Raw genomic sequence first — 15,807 nt, 5'->3', positions numbered from 1 at the left:
TCGCTGCGCGCTAGCTGCGCTCGGCGACGACGGCGCGGGCTTCGTCGAACGCTTCCGTGAAGCCGAGGTACGCGGGCTTGCCCGCGGTGCGCATCCGCGTGAACAGCCGATGCTCGACCTGATACTTCACGTTGCCGATCGCCAGTGCGCCGATGCCGCTGGCATCGGGACGCACTGCGCCCGCGAGCGGCTTGCCGTCGTCCATTACGTTAACGCCGGCGATGCCTTCGGGCGGCACTGCGTTGACGTCGGCGGCGATCAGCAGGCGCGGCGCCTGCGCGAGATCGGCGGCGCTCATCACCTGCACGCCCGCCGCCGCCGTCGCGAAGACGATATCCGCGTGCGCCAGCGCCGCGTGCAGCGTTGAGGGTGTGCCCGTGCCGACGCCAGACGTCTTGATGCCGAAGCGTTCGTCGACATCGTGACTCGCCTGCTCGGCGCGCGCCGCGTCGGAGTGGCTCGCGATCGCGACATGCGCGCCAAGCGTCGCGGCGATGGCGGCCGTGACACGTCCCACGGCGCCCGTGCCGCCGAGTATCAGCACATGCTTGTCCTTCAGCTCTTCGCCGTACTGCGCCTTCAGGTGATGTTCGACCAGCGCGACGAGCGCCGCCGATGTCGTATAGGCGCCGCTCGGATCGGCGAACACGGAGACCTCGAACGGCGGCACCATCGCTTCGCGCGCGCGGTCGAGCATGTCGGCGGCGAGCATCACGTCACGCCCGCCGATGAAGATGCCCGTGCGCGACACGCCTTTCGGGCCGCGCGAAAAGATCGCGTCCTGGGTTAATTGCACGACATTGCGCACGTCGACCTCGCAGTACGGCACGAGAATCTGATAGCCGGCGTCGGCGGCCATGTTGACGTCGAAGGGGCTCATCTGCGGCGTCGGAGTGAACATATGCAGGATGTACGGCCTTTCAGTGGTTTGGGACATGGCGTCGGCTCTTGAGTCGATATGGGGCGGGCGCGAGCGGCTGGCGCGCTGTGATGCGGTACGTCGGCGGATAGGCGGGCATCCGGCTCATTGCGCGTCGATGCCGAAGCGCGGTTGCTGGACGGCGTAATAGCGCGCGCCGCAATTGCGGCCGCGCGTCACGGAACACACGATGCCGGGAAACGCTCTCGTCGCCGCGCGGGCGGCCGCCAGTGCGTCGTCGGCGTGGCGCGAGCTCTGCACGAACGCGAAGCCCGTCGGGCCCCACGAGCTTTGTCCGACGCCCGCTGTCTGGTTCGCTGCGATGGCCTGCATCGCGGCCGCGACGGCGGGACTCGAATACACGCCGCCTTGCACGGGCGCAAAGTATTCGCCGATGGATTGCTGGATGTCGCTGACGCCGGCGGCGAATGCGTCGAAGTCGCCTTGCGCCATGCCGGGCAGCACGCGCATCAGCAGCTGATGGCAGACCTCGGCGGCGAGCGTGTGCGGGAACGGCGGCAATGCGGCGAGTCCGCGCTTCTCTTCGTCGCCGTGCAGACCTTCGCGCGTGGTGTCGTCGATCAGCACGATGCGCCAGTCGTCGGGAAACGGCTGGCGCGCGAGCAGGGGCGGCAGCGCGGCAGCGCTTTGCGGCGCAGCACCTGGCGAGGCGGCCGTCGCTGCGTGGTGCCGGCCGCCGTCGACGATCAGGCCGCCATGATCGAAACCGAGCACACCGATGCCGGAGCGCGCGCCGCGCCCCAGCCGTTGCGCGAGCTCCGCCGTCGTCGCCGCGATGCCGGCAAGCCGCGCATATGCAGTGCCGACCGCGAGCGCGAGCTGCGTGCCGGAGCCGATGCCGCAATGTGCGCGCGCCGCCTGTTCGACTTCGATCGATACGGCGGGTCCGCCATAGGCATCGTGCAGCAGCGCGAGATAACGTTCGACGCGCTCGCGCTGGGCATCCGTGGCCGTGCCTTCGACCTGCGCGTCGTCGGCGTGCCGCGCGGTGACGCGTGTGCCGCATCCTTCGATGACGATGCCGACGCTGCCGAACGCGCGTCCGAGCGATCCGTTTGGATCGAGAAAGCCCATGTGCAGCCGGCCCGGCGCTTCGACGGTGATCGCCGAGATGGCAGGCAGTGTCGACGAGCGGTCGGATGACATCGGCATGCGATTGCTTCCTTGTCGAATCGTGTATGCGCGGACACGGCCGCGCGGATCGGCGCGACAGCGCTTTTCGACCTCAGGCAAGAGACGTACCACGCACGACGCCGCGCGGATTCGCACGTATGGATTTCGCACGCGCGTGCAACGGCGCGTGCCACATCGCGTGTCAGATACGGCACAGCGCGAGCCTTTGCCGCTACGGGCTGTCACGCATTGCGAGAAGCCCCGCGTTCGCACCGATAGCGAACGCGGGGCGGACCATCAACTCTTCGGCGCGTCGTACTTGATATAGCGGAACCGCTGATCGTCGGCGGGGGTGCCTTCGAGCGGACCGCCTTCCTTGCCCGGCTGCCACTGGATCACTTCCTCGATCTTGCGCGCCAGCGCGAAGTCCTTGTCGGTGATGCCTTTCGCGGTATGCGTCTTCAGCTTCACGATGACGAACGCATACGACACCGTCAGATCCGGGTGATGCCACGCAGCTTCCGCCAGATGGCCGACGGTGTTGACGACCATCAGCGTGCCTTTCCAGCTTTCCGTGCGGTACTTGCGACGCAGCCAGCCGTCTTCGAGATACCAGTGCTGCAACGGACCTTCGAGCTTCTTCTGGACTTCCTCGTCGGAATACACCTGTTCGCTTTGCGTCATGACGACCTCCGCTCGTGTCGTTAGAGGGGAATCGCACGGGAACGTCGCGTCCCATGCGCTTTGCACCACCCGGCCTGCCGCGCGTGCCGCTGCGCCTCATGCACGCCGTCCTGCGAATTGCGTATCTGACACAGTATGTCCCGCCGCACGTCGAGAAGCGCAACACGTTGACGCCGGGAGGCCGTGTGGCGGCGTTCAAATACGACCGGCATGGAATATGCGATTCGCCGTCATACGCATGGGCCGGGCAATGGATCCGGCGCAGCAAAGACGTTACCTGCATCCAGAGGCGCGGCTGGATCGACCCGGTAGCGTGTCATCGGTAACTGGACGGTTTCAACCAGTATCACCCATTCTGGAGGAGACATGAACGTACGCACCCTGGTTCTTGGACTGGCGGTGTTGGTTGCGACGGCGCTGAACTCGTTCCTTGCGTATGCCGATCCGCAACTGGACTCGCTGATCAAGAACCCATCGAACTGGGCGGCGCAGGCAGGTGACTATGCGAATCACCGGTACAGCCCGCTCAAGCAGATCAATGAAAGCAATGTCGGCAAGCTGCAGGTCGCGTGGACGATGTCGACGGGCGTGTTGCGCGGTCACGAAGGCTCGCCTCTCGTGATCGGCGACACGATGTATATCCACTCGCCGTTCCCCAACAAGGTCATCGCGATCAACCTGAAGGACCAGACCTTCATCTGGCAATACGAGCCGAAGCAGGACGCGTCGGTGATCTCCGTGATGTGCTGCGATACCGTCAACCGCGGTCTCGCGTACGGCGACGGCAAGATCTTCCTGCAACAGGCCGACACCAAGCTCGTCGCGCTCAACGCGAAGACGGGCGAAGTGGTGTGGACCGCGCAGAACGGCGACCCGAAGGCAGGCGAGACCAACACCAACGCGCCGCACGTGTTCGGCGACAAGGTGCTGACGGGCATCTCCGGCGGCGAGTTTGGCGTGCGCGGCCGTTTGATCGCATACGACATCAAGACCGGCAAGGAAGCGTGGAAGGCGTATAGCACCGGGCCCGACAACGAGATGCTGCTCGATCCGCAGCAGACGATGACCTGGGCAGACGGCAAGATGCAGCCCGTCGGCGCGGATTCGTCGATCAAGAGCTGGAAGGGCGATCAGTGGAAACTCGGCGGCGGCACCACATGGGGCTGGTACGCGTGGGATCCGAAGCTGAATCTGGTCTATTACGGCACGGGCAATCCGGGCACATGGAATCCGACGCAGCGTCCCGGCGACAACAAGTGGTCGATGTCGATCTTCGCCCGCGACCTCAATACGGGCAAGGCGAAATGGGTCTATCAGATGACGCCGCACGACGAGTGGGACTATGACGGCGTCAACGAAATGATCCTTGCAGACATTGCCGTCAACGGCAAGAAGACGCCAGCGATCGTGCACTTCGACCGTAACGGCTTCGGCTATACGCTCAACCGCGAGACAGGCGAACTGCTGGTTGCACAGAAGTACGACCCGGCCGTGAACTGGGCGGACAGCGTGGACCTGAAGAGCGGTCTGCCGATTCGCAATGCTTCGTACTCGACGCAAAAGGCCGGTCCCGACCACAACGTGAAGGGCATCTGCCCGGCCGCGTTGGGTTCGAAGGACCAGCAGCCGGCTTCTTTCGATCCGGGCTCGAATCTGTTCCTCGTGCCGACCAATCATGTCTGCATGGACTACGAGCCGTTCGATGTCGATTACGTGTCTGGCCAGCCGTATGTAGGCGCGACGCTGTCGATGTATCCCGGTCCGGACGAGAAGGGCGCGATGGGCAACTTCATCGCGTGGGATGCGGCGAAGGGCAAGATCGTCTGGTCGAAGCCCGAACGCTTCTCGGTGTGGTCGGGCGCGTTGGCGACGGCAGGCGGCATTGTCTTTTACGGCACGCTGGAAGGCTACATCAAGGCCGTGCGGATCAAGGACGGCAAGGAGTTGTGGAAGTTCAAGACGCCGTCGGGAATCATCGGCAACGTGTTCACGTATGAGTATCAGGGCAAGCAGTTCGTCGGTGTGTATTCGGGCATCGGCGGCTGGGCGGGCATCGGCATGGCAGCCGGTCTGCAGAAGTCGACGGAAGGCCTTGGCGCTGTCGGCGGCTATCGCGAGCTGGCGAAGTACACGGCTCTCGGCGGCACGCTGTTCGTTTTCGCCGTTCCGGGCGGATCGAACGGCTGATCGCGGTGCCGCCTGGCCGGCTTGCGCAAGCCAGGCGCGCAAGTGTTTCGCAGCAGCAGCGACGTAGCCGAAGACGCCCGCATGCGGTCTTCGGCTTCGAAAAAAGTGGGTATCGAGTGCGATCGCCATGTGCGATCGACGAACACCTTCAATCGGATGATAGGGAGACGAACGGATGAATGGCCGCGTTGTGCTGTCGCTTGCGGGTGCGTTACTGGCGTTGAGCGCTTTACCTGTCGTGACCAATAGCTGGGGGCAGTCGTCGGACGCGCCGCAAGTCCAGAAGGTCGCTTATAAGGTCGTCGACGGCAACAAGGTCGACAACGATACGCTGCAGGGATGGAAAACCTGGCGCGCGCTCGCCTGCGAACGCTGCCACGGCGCGAGGCAGGAAGGGCTTGTGGGTCCGTCGCTGATCGACGCGTTCAAGACACTGGACAAGAACGAATTTCATCGGACGGTATTCGGCGGACGGGTCGACAAGGGCATGCCGGATTTCAGTTCGAGCCAGATGATGCAGAAAAACTGGGAGAATCTCTTTGCATACCTGAAAGGCCGCTCCGACGGCACGATCAAGCCGGGCGATCTGCAGGCGATCGATGCCAAATAAGCCAACCGACGTCATGCGATACTGAGTGACGCGCCTCTATGTCTGGTATCGCGTGCCACGCCGCATGTCGCACAACCCGGAGTCCTCCATGTCCGAGCGCAGAACTTCTGTCGTCCATGCCGTCTGTGCAGTGCTGACGCTGTGCTGGGTGTGCGTCGGCGCGCCGGCGGCGCGCGCGCAGGGCGCGCCCGAGCCGAATCTGCCGAACAACGACGGTGCAGACAAGGTGCTGCGCGTCTGCGCCGACCCGAACAACATGCCGTTGTCGAATGACAAGGGAGAAGGCTTCGAGAACAAGATCGCGGCCGCAATGGCCAAAGACTTCGGCTACAAGCTCGAATACACGTATTTTCCGCAGCGCATGGGCTTCGTGCGCCATACGCTGCGCGACAAGGTGGACAACTCCGAGCAGTTCAAGTGCGATCTCATCATTGGCGTGCCGCATGGCTATGACATGACATCGACCACGCGGCCGTGGCTGCATTCCACCTATGCGATGGTGTTCAACAAGCGGCCCGAGTTCGCGAGCATCAAGACGCCTGCCGATCTGCTGAAGCTGCCGCCCGATCAACTGAAGAAGCTCAAGCTCGGCATCTTCTCGCAGACGCCTGCCGTCGACTGGCTGTTATCGAACAACCTGATCGACCAGGCTGTGTCGTATCGCGCGCAGAGCGGCGACCCGAACGCGTTTCCCGGCGAGATGATCCAGCACGATCTGGCGCAGGGCAACGTCGATGTCGTGTTCATGTGGGGGCCGATTGCGGGCTACTTCGCGAAGCAGGCCAGTGATCGAGTGAAGCTCGTGCCGTTTCCGCCGCAGCAGGGCATCCGCTTCGACTATGAAATTTCCATGGGCGTGCGTTACGGCGAGAAGGCATGGCACGACAAGATCGACGAGTGGATCGCCACCCATCAGAACGACATCAACCAGATTCTGACCAGCTACGAAGTACCCCTGCTGCCGCTGGCGAGTGCGCCCGTTGCAGCGGATGCGCCGAAATGACGGGCGCCTCCGGGGCAGCCGTACGCGGCGGCGCGCGTGCGTTTGCATGGCGCGGGGTGGCTGCGCTGACGGTGCTCGCTGCTGTGTCGATGTCCTTGCCGCAAGCGGCGCATTCGGCCGATGCGGCTAGTGGCGCAAACGCAGCGGACGCACCGATCGCGCCCGCCGAAAAGCTGATGTTTCTCACGCCGCATCTGCATGGCGTCGCGTCGCAGACGGAGCTCGACTATGCGCTCGTCGTGACGGTGCCGCCCAACAAGCAGACCGATCGGGTCCGCGTATTCGTCGCGAGCGCCGATAACTCGAAAAGCGATGCGTCCGTCAGCGACGGGAGCGGCAAGGTGCAATTGCCGGAGAACCTGCCGTGCAATCCCGTGATTCTGTATTTTCTCGAGCGCGATATCGCGGAGATGGAGCAGGCGACGGGTGGCCAGCGGCGGTATTTCCAGCAGCGCGTGCGGCTTGCGCTGGCCGCGAGTCCGCCCATCACGGACGCGACAGTCCAGCTTGACGGAAAGGCCGTGAAAGCGCGCAAGATCGTGATCCAGCCGTATTTGCATGATCCGAACGCGCAGCGCTTTCCGAGGTTCACGAGCAAGCGCTACACGTTCTTGCTCGCCGACGCCGTGCCGGGCGGCGTGTGGCTGTTGCGCACCGACGTGCCCGGCGACAACGACGATTTCGCGCATCCGCTAAAGACGGAGTCGTTGAGCTATGAAGGCTCGCTGCGCAAGCTGCAGCCGCCTGCACAGAGCAAGCCGCCTTCACCTTCGGCGACACCCAACGCCCCGCGCGCGAGCCGCTGAATCCGTCGCGATGTTTGACGTAGCGACAGCAGCATGGCCGCTGCCTGCGCTATGCGCATGGGAACGCATGATGAACCTGATTCGCTCGCTGACGCTCAGGCAGTTGCAGATCTTCGTGATTGCAAGCCGCTTGCCGAGCTTCGCGCGCGCGGCGGAAGAACTGCATCTGACCCAGCCGGCCGTTTCGATGCAGATCCGGCAACTGGAGGAGGCGATCGGCATGCCGCTGTTCGAGCGGATCGCGCGACGCCTTACGCTGACGGAAGCGGGCGAGCGGTTGTCGCATCACGCAAGCCGCATTCTCGGCGAGATCAAGGATGCCGAAGACACGATGACTTCACTGGCTCAGGCCGATAGCGGTTCGATTGCGGTGAGCATCGTGAGTTCAGCGACATACTTCGCGCCCAAGTTGCTCGCACTGTATTCAAAGCAATATCCAAAGGTGGATGTGCATTTTTCGGTCGGCAATCGCGAGACCTTGTTGCGGCTGCTGCAGGACAACGCGACCGATCTCGCGATCATGGGGCGCCCGCCGCCTGAGCTCGGCACGACGGCGGAGCCGCTTGCTTACCATCCGCATGTGATTGTCGCGCCTGTGACGCATCCGCTGCGCGATGCACGGCGTTTCGATTTGCAGGAGCTTGCTGGCGATACGTTCTTGTTGCGCGAGCCAGGGTCGGGAACGCGTGCCGTTGCCGAGCATACGTTCCGGCAGCATCTTTTTACGCCTTCACGGTGCGTGACGCTTGGCAGCAACGAGACGATCAAGCAAGCGGTAATGGCGGGCATGGGCGTGAGCCTTATTTCGTTGCATACGCTCGCGCTCGAATTGCGCACGGGAGAGATTGCGTTGCTCGATGTAAACGGGACGCCCGTCGAGCGGACCTGGCAGATCGTGCATCTGTCTTCCAAGCAGCTGTCGCCGACTTGTGTGATGTTTCGGAGGTTTTTGCTCGAGCATGCGGAGCCGTTTCTTGAAACGGAGTATGCGGAGTTTGTTGCCGGCTTGTCGGCGCGGCGGGGGCCGCGGAGTGCTAAAGGGGTGGGGTAGGGGGTGGTAGGGGTTGCCACTGTGCGCAGCGGAACCTCTAACTTTGCGGCGGCACAGAAGCTAGCTAACTGCAAGCAATGGTGGGTAACGGACTGAAATTCTTGGTGGCCAGGCTTCGCTGCCAATCTGAGCGAGACGGTGACGGAATCGCATCGAAGCGACCTGTCTGATTCGGCCGGCGGTAGCGAACACAAGCGACGCGGCAAAAGAACCGACGGGACGCGCTATACTTCCGCGCTTTCATCCTCGCCAGCATCAAGGTTACACATGAACGATTTTCCGCCTTGCCCGACATGCCATTCTCAGTTGACGTACGAAGATGGAGATGTCTACGTTTGCCCTGAGTGTGGGCATGAATGGTCACGGCAAGCAACCGTGCCGACGGAAACACCGGGCAAGATCTTTCGGGATGCAGCTGGAAACGTCCTGCAGGATGGGGATACGGTCACCGTAATCAAGGACCTGAAACTGAAGGGTTCCGCTGGCGTGATCAAGATGGGCACGAAGGTCAAGAATATCCGGCTGGTGGACAGCGACCACGATATCGATTGCAAAATCGACGGGTTCGGGGCCATGAGCCTGAAATCGGAATTCGTCAAAAAGGCGTAAGGAACGACGGCAGCGCGGGCGGCAGGCGCCTGATGCGAGCCAGTGCGACACGGTCAGCACGGTCCGCGCATTGCACAAGGCGCAGGACGCGAGCCCCTATACATGCGATGCCGCCAGGCTACAACGCGACCGCAGCCGACCGATTCGTCAACAACACTTCCCGGCACCACCTCCATACCTTGCATCCTGGCGCTCGCGAAAGAACGCCTCATAACTCATGACAGGGCGACCAGGATGCGTCGCGGCCATGTGCGCGACATACGTCTGATAGTCGGGCAGCCCCACCATCAACCGCATGGCCTGCCCGAGGTAGCGCCCCGCATTGCGCACGTCTTCCCGAAGTTCTGAGAACATCGTGCGCTCCTGTCACTGTGCGCCGCCGGCGCGCGACGCACCGGGCAACACTTCGAACGGCGTCTCGCGCACAGTAGGCGACGTCGCGCGACGCGCGCGCAACACCGCGAGAACGCCATACACAACGACGCTGACAACGACGAAAATGAACAGCCCGGCAAGCGCTGCATCGACGTAGTCGTTGAACATGATCCGATGCATCTGCTCGATCGATTTCGCCGGCGCAACGACCTTGCCTGCATCGGCGGCAGCGCCGAGCTTCGCGGCATGTGCAAGAAAACCCACCTTCGGATTCGCATCGAAAATCTTCTGCCACCCGGCCGTCATCGTGCAGATCAGCAGCCACACGGTCGGCACGAGCGTCACCCACGCGAAGCGCTCGCGCTTCATCTTGAACAGCACCACCGTGCCGAGCACCAGCGCGATACCCGCCAGCATCTGATTCGAAATTCCGAATAGCGGCCACAGCGTATTGATCCCGCCAAGCGGATCCACCACGCCCTGATACAGAAAGTAGCCCCACGCCGCCACGCACAGCGCCGTCGCGATCAGGTTCGCAGGCAGCGATTCCGTGCGCTTGAGAGCCGGGTGGAAGGTGCCGAGCAGGTCTTGCAGCATGAAGCGTCCGGCGCGCGTGCCCGCATCGACGGCTGTCAGGATGAAGAGCGCCTCGAACAGGATCGCGAAGTGATACCAGAACGCCATCATCGCTTCGCCGCCGATCACCTGATGGAGAATCTGCGCCATGCCTACGGCCAGCGTCGGCGCACCGCCTGCACGCGCGACGATCGTCGTCTCGCCGACGGCCTTCGCGGTTTGCGTCAGCATTTCCGGCGTCAGCACGAAGCCCCATTGCGACACCGTCTGCGCAACGGCGTCAGGCGTCGCGCCGAGCACGGCGGCGGGCGCGTTCATCGCGAAGTACACGCCCGGTTCGATCACGGCGGCGGCGACCAGCGCCATGATCGCGACGAACGATTCCATCAGCATCGCGCCGTAACCGATGAAGCGCGCGTTGGTTTCGTTGTCGAGCAGCTTCGGCGTCGTGCCCGACGAGATCAGCGCATGGAAGCCCGACACCGCGCCGCACGCGATCGTGATGAACAGGAACGGGAACAGGTTGCCCGACCAGACGGGACCCGTGCCGTCCACGAACTTCGTCAGCGCAGGCATCTTCAGTTCCGGCGCGACGACGAGGATGCCGATCGCGAGGCCGAGAATCGTGCCGATCTTCAGGAATGTCGACAGGTAATCGCGCGGCGCAAGCAGCAGCCACACGGGCAGCACCGACGCGACAAAGCCATAGCCGATCAGAATCCACGTGAGCTGCGTGCCGTTGAACGTGAACCATGCGGCGAGCGTCGGGGAATCATGCACGCTCTGACCGAACACGATCGACGCCATCAGCAGCACGAAGCCGATGATCGACACTTCGCCGATGCGACCCGGACGGATGTAGCGCGTATAGACGCCCATGAAGAGCGCAATCGGAATCGTCGCAGCAACCGTAAAGGTGCCCCACGGCGAATTGGTCAGCGCCTTCACGACGATCAGCGCGAGCACGGCCAGGATGATCACCATGATGAGGAACGCGCCGAACAGGGCAATCACGCCCGGTACGGTGCCGAGTTCCATCTTCACGAGATCGCCGAGCGAGCGGCCGTCGCGGCGCGTCGAGATGAAGAGCACGATGAAGTCCTGCACGGCGCCCGCGAACACGACGCCCGCGAGGATCCACAGCATGCCGGGCACATAGCCCATCTGCGCGGCGAGCACCGGGCCGACCAGCGGGCCGGCGCCTGCGATCGCCGCGAAATGATGGCCGAACAGTACGTATTTGTTGGTCGGCACATAGTCGAGGCCGTCGTTGTGACGCGCGGCAGGCGTCACGCGCTGGCCGTCGAGCCGCAGCACATGATTAGCGATGAAACGGCTATAAAAGCGGTAAGCGATCAGATAGACGCAGACGGCGGCGATCACGACCCAGAGGGCACTGACCTTTTCGCCATGCGCGAGCGCGATGGTGCCGAACGCGAACGCGCCGAGCAGCGCGACCGCTATCCAGACCAGAATCGAGGAAGCCCGGTTCATGGGTGTCTCCTGTGTATTTGTATAAACGCCCGTCAGCGCCCGCCGACGAGACCGATAGCGGCAAGAGGCGCACGCCGCGCATGGTCTAACATGTGCCATGCTTACGGCGTGTAGTATTCGTGTTCGTCGAATGCGCCACAAGCGCACAACTACGTAAGCGCGCTACGTAAAACTACGTAGGCAGTCGGACTGGTCTTCCGCAGATGAAACTCAAGGCAAAGATATTTCTGCTCGCCATCGTGCCGTTCATGGCGGCGATCGCAGGTATTGCATTCGGCGTGCGCCATCAGGCCACGGCGCTCGCGAGCGCTCAGCACGACACGACGCAGTCCGCGTATCTGGCGAGCAAGGAGATCGAACTGCGCCACTACGTCGACCTCGCCACCAGCGCGATCAAGCCGCTCTACGACGAGGCTGGCGAGAACGCCCGCGACGACGCGATCTTGCGCAGCCGTGCGCTCGCCATGCTCGAGAAGATGGACTTCGGCCAGGACGGCTACTTCTTCGTGTATGACATGCATGGCCGCTCGCTGATGCATCCGCGCGAGCCGGATCTCGTAGGACGCGACCTGTGGACCTTGCGCGACCCGGCCGGGTCGTTGACGATCCAGCAGCTCATCGCAGCCGCTGCACAGGGCGGCGGCTACGTGCGCTACGTGTGGCATCGGCCGTCGACGGGCAAGCTCGCGCCGAAGCTCGGCTATGTCGTGCCGCTGCCTCGCTGGGGCTGGATGGTCGGCACGGGCATCTATCTCGACGATGTAGACACGACGCTGGCGCGCATCGATCAGCGTGCCTCATCCGACATCGAACACACCATGCTGTGGATCGGCGCCATCGCGCTGGCGGGTCTCTGCGTGATCGCCGTGTGTGCGCTCGTGCTCAACGTCAGCGAGTATCGCAGCGCGGACGCGAAGCTCAAGCGGCTTGCGCAACAGGTGGTCGAGTCGCAGGAAAACGAGCGGGCGCGGCTTTCGCGCGAACTGCATGACGGCATCAGTCAGATGCTGGTGTCCGTGAAGCTGCTGCTGGAATCGGCGCTCGCGCGTTTCGAACTGAGCGAGCCGCGCGTGCAGCCGGCAGAAGCGGCGTTGTCCACGGGCATTGGGCGTCTCGGCGACGCATTGCGCGAAGTGCGGCGCATCTCGCATGCACTGCGACCGTCGATGCTCGACGATCTTGGCCTCGCCGCCGCGCTTGAACAGCTGACCCGCGAGTTGAGCGCACAAGGTCATCTGGCCATCGGCTTCACACATGTCACGCACGATCATGCCGCGCACTTGCCCGATACCGTCAAGACCGCGCTGTTCCGTATCGCGCAGGAGGCGCTCACGAACATTTTCCGGCACGCGCACGCGACCGAGGCGGCTGTGTCGCTGGACGTGTCTGCGAGCCGCGTCACGCTCTCGATCAGCGACGACGGCCGCGGCTTCGACGTGGAACGGGTGCAGGCGGACGCGCGCGCGGGCGTTGGTCTGCGCAACATGCGCGAGCGGCTCGAAGCGCTTGGCGGTGATCTGCGCCTCGACTCACGGCCAGGCCATACCATCGTTACGGCGAGCGTGCCGATCTTTGCACGCAAAGCGCTTCCCATCGACATGCAGGCAAACCAGTCATGAACCATTCAGCAGGCGCAGCGCGTCTGATCCTCGTGGACGATCATCCCCTCGTGCGCGACGGCTTGCGCGCGCGGCTCGAAGCTGTGCCGGGTTTCTCGGTGGTCGGCGAAGCGGGCAATGCCGACGAAGCGCTTGCGCTGGCGGCCGCGTACGAGCCGGACCTCGTCTTGATGGATGTCGGCATGCGCGGCATGAACGGCATCGCGCTCGCGGCTTTGTTCCATGAGCGCTTTCCGGCCATACGTGTGCTGATGCTTTCGATGCACGACAACGTCGAGTATGTGACGCAGGCTGTCCGCGCGGGAGCGAGCGGTTACGTGCTGAAGGATTCGCCGGGCGCGGAGATCATCCGCGCGATAGGCGCGGTGCTGGAAGGCAAGACATTCTTCAGCGAAGGGCTCAGCGCGCGGCTCATTCATGCGTCGGCGACGCGCGATCCGATAGAACGTCTGACGCCGCGCGAACGGGACATTCTCGATCAGCTCGCGCAGGGGCTGTCGAGCAAGCAGATCGCGCAGCGCAATGGCCTGTCGGTGCGCACGGTCGAAACACACCGGCTCAATCTGAAGCGCAAGCTGGAGATAGAAGGGCAGGCCGAACTGATCAAGTTCGCAGTGGAGCATCGGCGCACGAACTAGCAGCCGCTTGCGCTGTTCGCGGTGCAAGCGGCTGATCCTGATCGATCGCGCTACGAGCGCGTGCTACGCGCATCTTTTCCGTAGGCATTGTGGTGGCCGCGGTTCACATGCGAACCCGGTTGCGCTTGTGCATGCAAACCGGCGCGGTCGCCGGCGCGTTCGAGGCCCTTGTCGCGATCGCCGGAAACGGGGCCGTTGGTGTTGGCGTGGCCTTTGGCGCTCATGTGGCTCGCGGACATGCCACCGGGGCTTCCCATCGACGAACCGGGACCATTTCCATTTCCGTGGCCGCCCGCGTTTCCGGCGCCGTTGCCTCCTCCGTTGCCTCCTCCGTTACCGCCGCCACCGCCGCCAGCACCGCCACCGCCACCACCGCCACCGCCACCGCCACCGCCACCACCACCACCACCGTTCGCAAACGCGGGCACGGAGGACACGCAAGCCAGCAGCAAAATCGCGGCCGTAATGGCTCGTTTCGACTTCATCATGATCGTCTCCCTGAGATCGTTTTTGATGTGCGGATTGTATGAGCTTGCGCGCGTGCGAAACTTTCGCAAATAGTAATGGACTGTAAATGCTGTATCGAGCATCGCGCTGTTGCCCCGTGCTTTTACGGACGGTTGCAATTTAGCGTCGGAAACGGCGATGCGCTTCCGTATGCTTCGTCACCTTGCGAAAACATCGAAGCCGACGAAACATCTGCCCGTTCCCCATGCACACCACTTTCGACCTCGCGATTCAAATGTTCCTGTCGCAGCATGCTTTCGCATCGCCCGCGATCAATCATCTCGTGCGGGTGATCTCAGGGCAGGTCATGTTCAAGGGCCTCGTATTGATGCCCATGCTGTGCTTCATCTGGTTCAGGCAAGGCGATCGAAAAGATTGGGAGCGCGAGATGGTGATTGCGACGGTCGCGAGCGGTATCGTCTCGCTGGCAGTGGGCAGGGTGCTTGCCGTGGCGCTGCCGTTCCGGTTAAGGCCGATTTCGGACCCGGCGCTGCACGGCCTCTTTCCTTCCGTCGGACTGGACAGTGCGAGCGTTACGACGTGGAGCTCGTTTCCGAGCGACCATGCGATGCTATGGATAGCGGTAGCGACAGGCATCTTTCTGATCTGGCGCAGCGCCGGCACCGTGGCGCTGCTCTACACCGCTGCGTTCATCTGCTTTCCGCGCGTGTTCGTCGGCTTGCATCATCCCACCGACATCCTGGCGGGCGCTGCCATCGGCATCCTGTTCACGTACATCGCGACGCGCGACGCCGTGCGCCAGCGCTTTGCCACGCCCATACTTCGATGGATGGAGCGGTCGCCGGGCGTCGGCTATACGTTGGCGCTTCTACTGGTCTTCGAGCTGGTCACGCAGTTCGACGAGACGCTTCACCTGTTGCACGCAACCACGCGCGCGCTATAACCCGCCGCGGTCATCAGGCGCTGGCCGTGGTATCGACAGGCGCTTCGGCGTCGCCGCGCTTTGGCCTGCGAACCGCGCGCAGCTTGCCGCTGTTGCCGCCGCCGCAGTAGAACGTGTCGGCGCCGTCCGATTCGAGTCCCGATACGCCGATTCCATCCGGCATCTCGAGCGTTTCCAGCACTTCGCCCGTGCGCGGATCGACGCGTCGCAAGTCGCTCTTGTCGTCCTGCCAGGTGCCGTGCCAAAGCTCGCCGTCGACCCACGTCACGCCCGTCACGAACCGGCTGGATTCGATCGTGCGGAGAATCGCCCCCGTGTGCGGGTCGAGCTGGTGAATCTTGCGGTCCTGATACTGTCCGATCCACAGCGCGCCTTCCGCCCACGCGAGGCCAGAGTTCATGCCCGCGGGCGCGGGTATCGTCGCGACTACCGCGCCTGACTGCGGGTCCACCTTGCGGATAAGCCCCTCATCGATCTGATACAGATGATGGCCGTCGAACGCGGTGCCCGCCGTTGCGGGGACATCGATCGAACGCACGGTTTTTCCGCTCGACGGATCCAGCGCGTTCACCGTTGCGCCTGCAGCGAACCAGACGTTCCCGCCGTCATACGTGACGCCGGCGACGCTGTCGATGCCCGGAAACGGGCCATATTCACGCACGATTTCAGCCGGTGAGCGCTTCATGCTTCC

At 63.4% G+C, this 15,807-nt stretch carries 17 protein-coding genes; 10 read left to right on the top strand and 7 right to left on the bottom strand.

The genetic code is table 11. The features are described from left to right. Window positions 1-10 precede the first annotated feature (10 nt). The 3 genes from BPHY_RS32275 to BPHY_RS32265 form a co-directional block, all read right to left on the bottom strand. Window positions 11-937 (bottom strand): NAD(P)-dependent methylenetetrahydromethanopterin dehydrogenase, encoded by a 927-nt coding sequence (locus BPHY_RS32275; RefSeq protein ID WP_012405671.1) that lies wholly within the window; start codon window positions 935-937, stop codon window positions 11-13. Between the two features lie 87 nt (window positions 938-1,024). Continuing rightward, window positions 1,025-2,092 carry a beta-ribofuranosylaminobenzene 5'-phosphate synthase family protein gene (locus tag BPHY_RS32270; RefSeq protein WP_012405670.1) on the bottom strand — a complete coding sequence of 356 codons (1,068 nt, stop codon included), beginning with the start codon at window positions 2,090-2,092 and terminating at the stop codon, window positions 1,025-1,027. Window positions 2,093-2,350: 258 nt separating this feature from the next. Beyond that, window positions 2,351-2,737: a 4a-hydroxytetrahydrobiopterin dehydratase gene (locus BPHY_RS32265; RefSeq protein ID WP_012405669.1), complete on the bottom strand. Its 387-nt coding sequence runs from the start codon at window positions 2,735-2,737 to the stop codon at window positions 2,351-2,353. Window positions 2,738-2,790: 53 nt separating this feature from the next. Here BPHY_RS32265 and BPHY_RS42740 point away from each other — a divergent pair, with 53 nt between their 5' ends. From BPHY_RS42740 to BPHY_RS32230, 7 genes are all read left to right on the top strand, one after another. After that, the gene (locus BPHY_RS42740; RefSeq protein ID WP_012405668.1) at window positions 2,791-3,063 is read left to right on the top strand and encodes a hypothetical protein; all 273 of its coding nucleotides are present in this window, start codon (window positions 2,791-2,793) and stop codon (window positions 3,061-3,063) included. Window positions 3,064-3,103: 40 nt separating this feature from the next. Further along, the gene (locus BPHY_RS32255; RefSeq protein ID WP_012405667.1) at window positions 3,104-4,924 is read left to right on the top strand and encodes a methanol/ethanol family PQQ-dependent dehydrogenase; all 1,821 of its coding nucleotides are present in this window, start codon (window positions 3,104-3,106) and stop codon (window positions 4,922-4,924) included. Window positions 4,925-5,099: 175 nt separating this feature from the next. Further along, a complete protein-coding gene (locus BPHY_RS32250; RefSeq protein WP_012405666.1) occupies window positions 5,100-5,534 on the top strand; it encodes a c-type cytochrome in 435 nt (144 codons plus the stop codon). Window positions 5,535-5,622: 88 nt separating this feature from the next. Further along, window positions 5,623-6,537 carry a substrate-binding domain-containing protein gene (locus tag BPHY_RS32245; protein WP_012405665.1) on the top strand — a complete coding sequence of 305 codons (915 nt, stop codon included), beginning with the start codon at window positions 5,623-5,625 and terminating at the stop codon, window positions 6,535-6,537. Continuing rightward, on the top strand, window positions 6,534-7,343 hold the full coding sequence (locus BPHY_RS32240) for a hypothetical protein (protein ID WP_012405664.1): 810 nt from the start codon (window positions 6,534-6,536) through the stop codon (window positions 7,341-7,343). The genes BPHY_RS32245 and BPHY_RS32240 overlap by 4 nt, the downstream gene beginning before the upstream one ends. A gap of 70 nt (window positions 7,344-7,413) precedes the next feature. Beyond that, on the top strand, window positions 7,414-8,394 hold the full coding sequence (locus tag BPHY_RS32235; protein ID WP_041766169.1) for a LysR family transcriptional regulator: 981 nt from the start codon (window positions 7,414-7,416) through the stop codon (window positions 8,392-8,394). Between the two features lie 267 nt (window positions 8,395-8,661). Next, window positions 8,662-9,003: a zinc ribbon domain-containing protein YjdM gene (locus BPHY_RS32230; RefSeq protein ID WP_012405662.1), complete on the top strand. Its 342-nt coding sequence runs from the start codon at window positions 8,662-8,664 to the stop codon at window positions 9,001-9,003. A gap of 147 nt (window positions 9,004-9,150) precedes the next feature. Here BPHY_RS32230 and BPHY_RS32225 read toward each other — a convergent pair whose 3' ends face one another. Beyond that, on the bottom strand, window positions 9,151-9,357 hold the full coding sequence (locus BPHY_RS32225) for a YbdD/YjiX family protein (RefSeq protein ID WP_012405661.1): 207 nt from the start codon (window positions 9,355-9,357) through the stop codon (window positions 9,151-9,153). 12 nt (window positions 9,358-9,369) lie between these two features. Further along, the gene (locus tag BPHY_RS32220; protein ID WP_012405660.1) at window positions 9,370-11,448 is read right to left on the bottom strand and encodes a carbon starvation CstA family protein; all 2,079 of its coding nucleotides are present in this window, start codon (window positions 11,446-11,448) and stop codon (window positions 9,370-9,372) included. Window positions 11,449-11,651: 203 nt separating this feature from the next. On the opposite strand from BPHY_RS32220, the gene BPHY_RS32215 reads away from it, so the two are divergent. Both BPHY_RS32215 and BPHY_RS32210 read left to right on the top strand, forming a co-directional pair. After that, window positions 11,652-13,067, top strand: coding sequence for a cache domain-containing protein (locus BPHY_RS32215; protein WP_012405659.1), 1,416 nt, complete (start codon window positions 11,652-11,654; stop codon window positions 13,065-13,067). Next, window positions 13,064-13,705, top strand: a complete 642-nt coding sequence (locus BPHY_RS32210; protein WP_012405658.1) for a response regulator — start codon at window positions 13,064-13,066, stop codon at window positions 13,703-13,705. Before BPHY_RS32215 ends, BPHY_RS32210 begins: the two co-directional genes overlap by 4 nt. A 50-nt stretch (window positions 13,706-13,755) precedes the next feature. Here the strand turns inward: BPHY_RS32210 and BPHY_RS42940 are convergent, their stop codons facing one another. Next, on the bottom strand, window positions 13,756-14,295 hold the full coding sequence (locus tag BPHY_RS42940; protein WP_052306210.1) for a hypothetical protein: 540 nt from the start codon (window positions 14,293-14,295) through the stop codon (window positions 13,756-13,758). 122 nt (window positions 14,296-14,417) lie between these two features. On the opposite strand from BPHY_RS42940, the gene BPHY_RS32200 reads away from it, so the two are divergent. Continuing rightward, entirely contained in the window at window positions 14,418-15,116 is a 699-nt protein-coding gene (locus tag BPHY_RS32200; RefSeq protein WP_012405656.1) for a phosphatase PAP2 family protein, read from the top strand. Between the two features lie 13 nt (window positions 15,117-15,129). Here the strand turns inward: BPHY_RS32200 and BPHY_RS32195 are convergent, their stop codons facing one another. Next, on the bottom strand, window positions 15,130-15,801 hold the full coding sequence (locus BPHY_RS32195; RefSeq protein ID WP_012405655.1) for a Vgb family protein: 672 nt from the start codon (window positions 15,799-15,801) through the stop codon (window positions 15,130-15,132). Window positions 15,802-15,807 lie beyond the last annotated feature (6 nt).

This window comes from Paraburkholderia phymatum STM815 (genome assembly GCF_000020045.1).
Classification (GTDB): domain Bacteria; phylum Pseudomonadota; class Gammaproteobacteria; order Burkholderiales; family Burkholderiaceae; genus Paraburkholderia; species Paraburkholderia phymatum.
This window is presented reverse-complemented; position numbering and strand designations above follow the sequence as displayed.

Bases quoted from the DNA above. Each gene is read 5' to 3' on its own strand.
- BPHY_RS32240 (WP_012405664.1), top strand. From the start codon at position 6,534: ATGACGGGCGCCTCCGGGGCAGCCGTACGCGGCGGCGCGCGTGCGTTT.
- BPHY_RS32250 (WP_012405666.1), top strand. From the start codon at position 5,100: ATGAATGGCCGCGTTGTGCTGTCGCTTGCGGGTGCGTTACTGGCGTTG.
- BPHY_RS32275 (WP_012405671.1), bottom strand. From the start codon at position 937: ATGTCCCAAACCACTGAAAGGCCGTACATCCTGCATATGTTCACTCCG.
- BPHY_RS32245 (WP_012405665.1), top strand. From the start codon at position 5,623: ATGTCCGAGCGCAGAACTTCTGTCGTCCATGCCGTCTGTGCAGTGCTG.
- BPHY_RS32225 (WP_012405661.1), bottom strand. From the start codon at position 9,357: ATGTTCTCAGAACTTCGGGAAGACGTGCGCAATGCGGGGCGCTACCTC.
- BPHY_RS32195 (WP_012405655.1), bottom strand. From the start codon at position 15,801: ATGAAGCGCTCACCGGCTGAAATCGTGCGTGAATATGGCCCGTTTCCG.
- BPHY_RS32270 (WP_012405670.1), bottom strand. From the start codon at position 2,092: ATGCCGATGTCATCCGACCGCTCGTCGACACTGCCTGCCATCTCGGCG.
- BPHY_RS32230 (WP_012405662.1), top strand. From the start codon at position 8,662: ATGAACGATTTTCCGCCTTGCCCGACATGCCATTCTCAGTTGACGTAC.
- BPHY_RS32220 (WP_012405660.1), bottom strand. From the start codon at position 11,448: ATGAACCGGGCTTCCTCGATTCTGGTCTGGATAGCGGTCGCGCTGCTC.
- BPHY_RS32200 (WP_012405656.1), top strand. From the start codon at position 14,418: ATGCACACCACTTTCGACCTCGCGATTCAAATGTTCCTGTCGCAGCAT.
- BPHY_RS32215 (WP_012405659.1), top strand. From the start codon at position 11,652: ATGAAACTCAAGGCAAAGATATTTCTGCTCGCCATCGTGCCGTTCATG.
- BPHY_RS32255 (WP_012405667.1), top strand. From the start codon at position 3,104: ATGAACGTACGCACCCTGGTTCTTGGACTGGCGGTGTTGGTTGCGACG.
- BPHY_RS32210 (WP_012405658.1), top strand. From the start codon at position 13,064: ATGAACCATTCAGCAGGCGCAGCGCGTCTGATCCTCGTGGACGATCAT.
- BPHY_RS32235 (WP_041766169.1), top strand. From the start codon at position 7,414: ATGAACCTGATTCGCTCGCTGACGCTCAGGCAGTTGCAGATCTTCGTG.
- BPHY_RS42740 (WP_012405668.1), top strand. From the start codon at position 2,791: ATGCGCTTTGCACCACCCGGCCTGCCGCGCGTGCCGCTGCGCCTCATG.
- BPHY_RS32265 (WP_012405669.1), bottom strand. From the start codon at position 2,737: ATGACGCAAAGCGAACAGGTGTATTCCGACGAGGAAGTCCAGAAGAAG.
- BPHY_RS42940 (WP_052306210.1), bottom strand. From the start codon at position 14,295: ATGCTCGATACAGCATTTACAGTCCATTACTATTTGCGAAAGTTTCGC.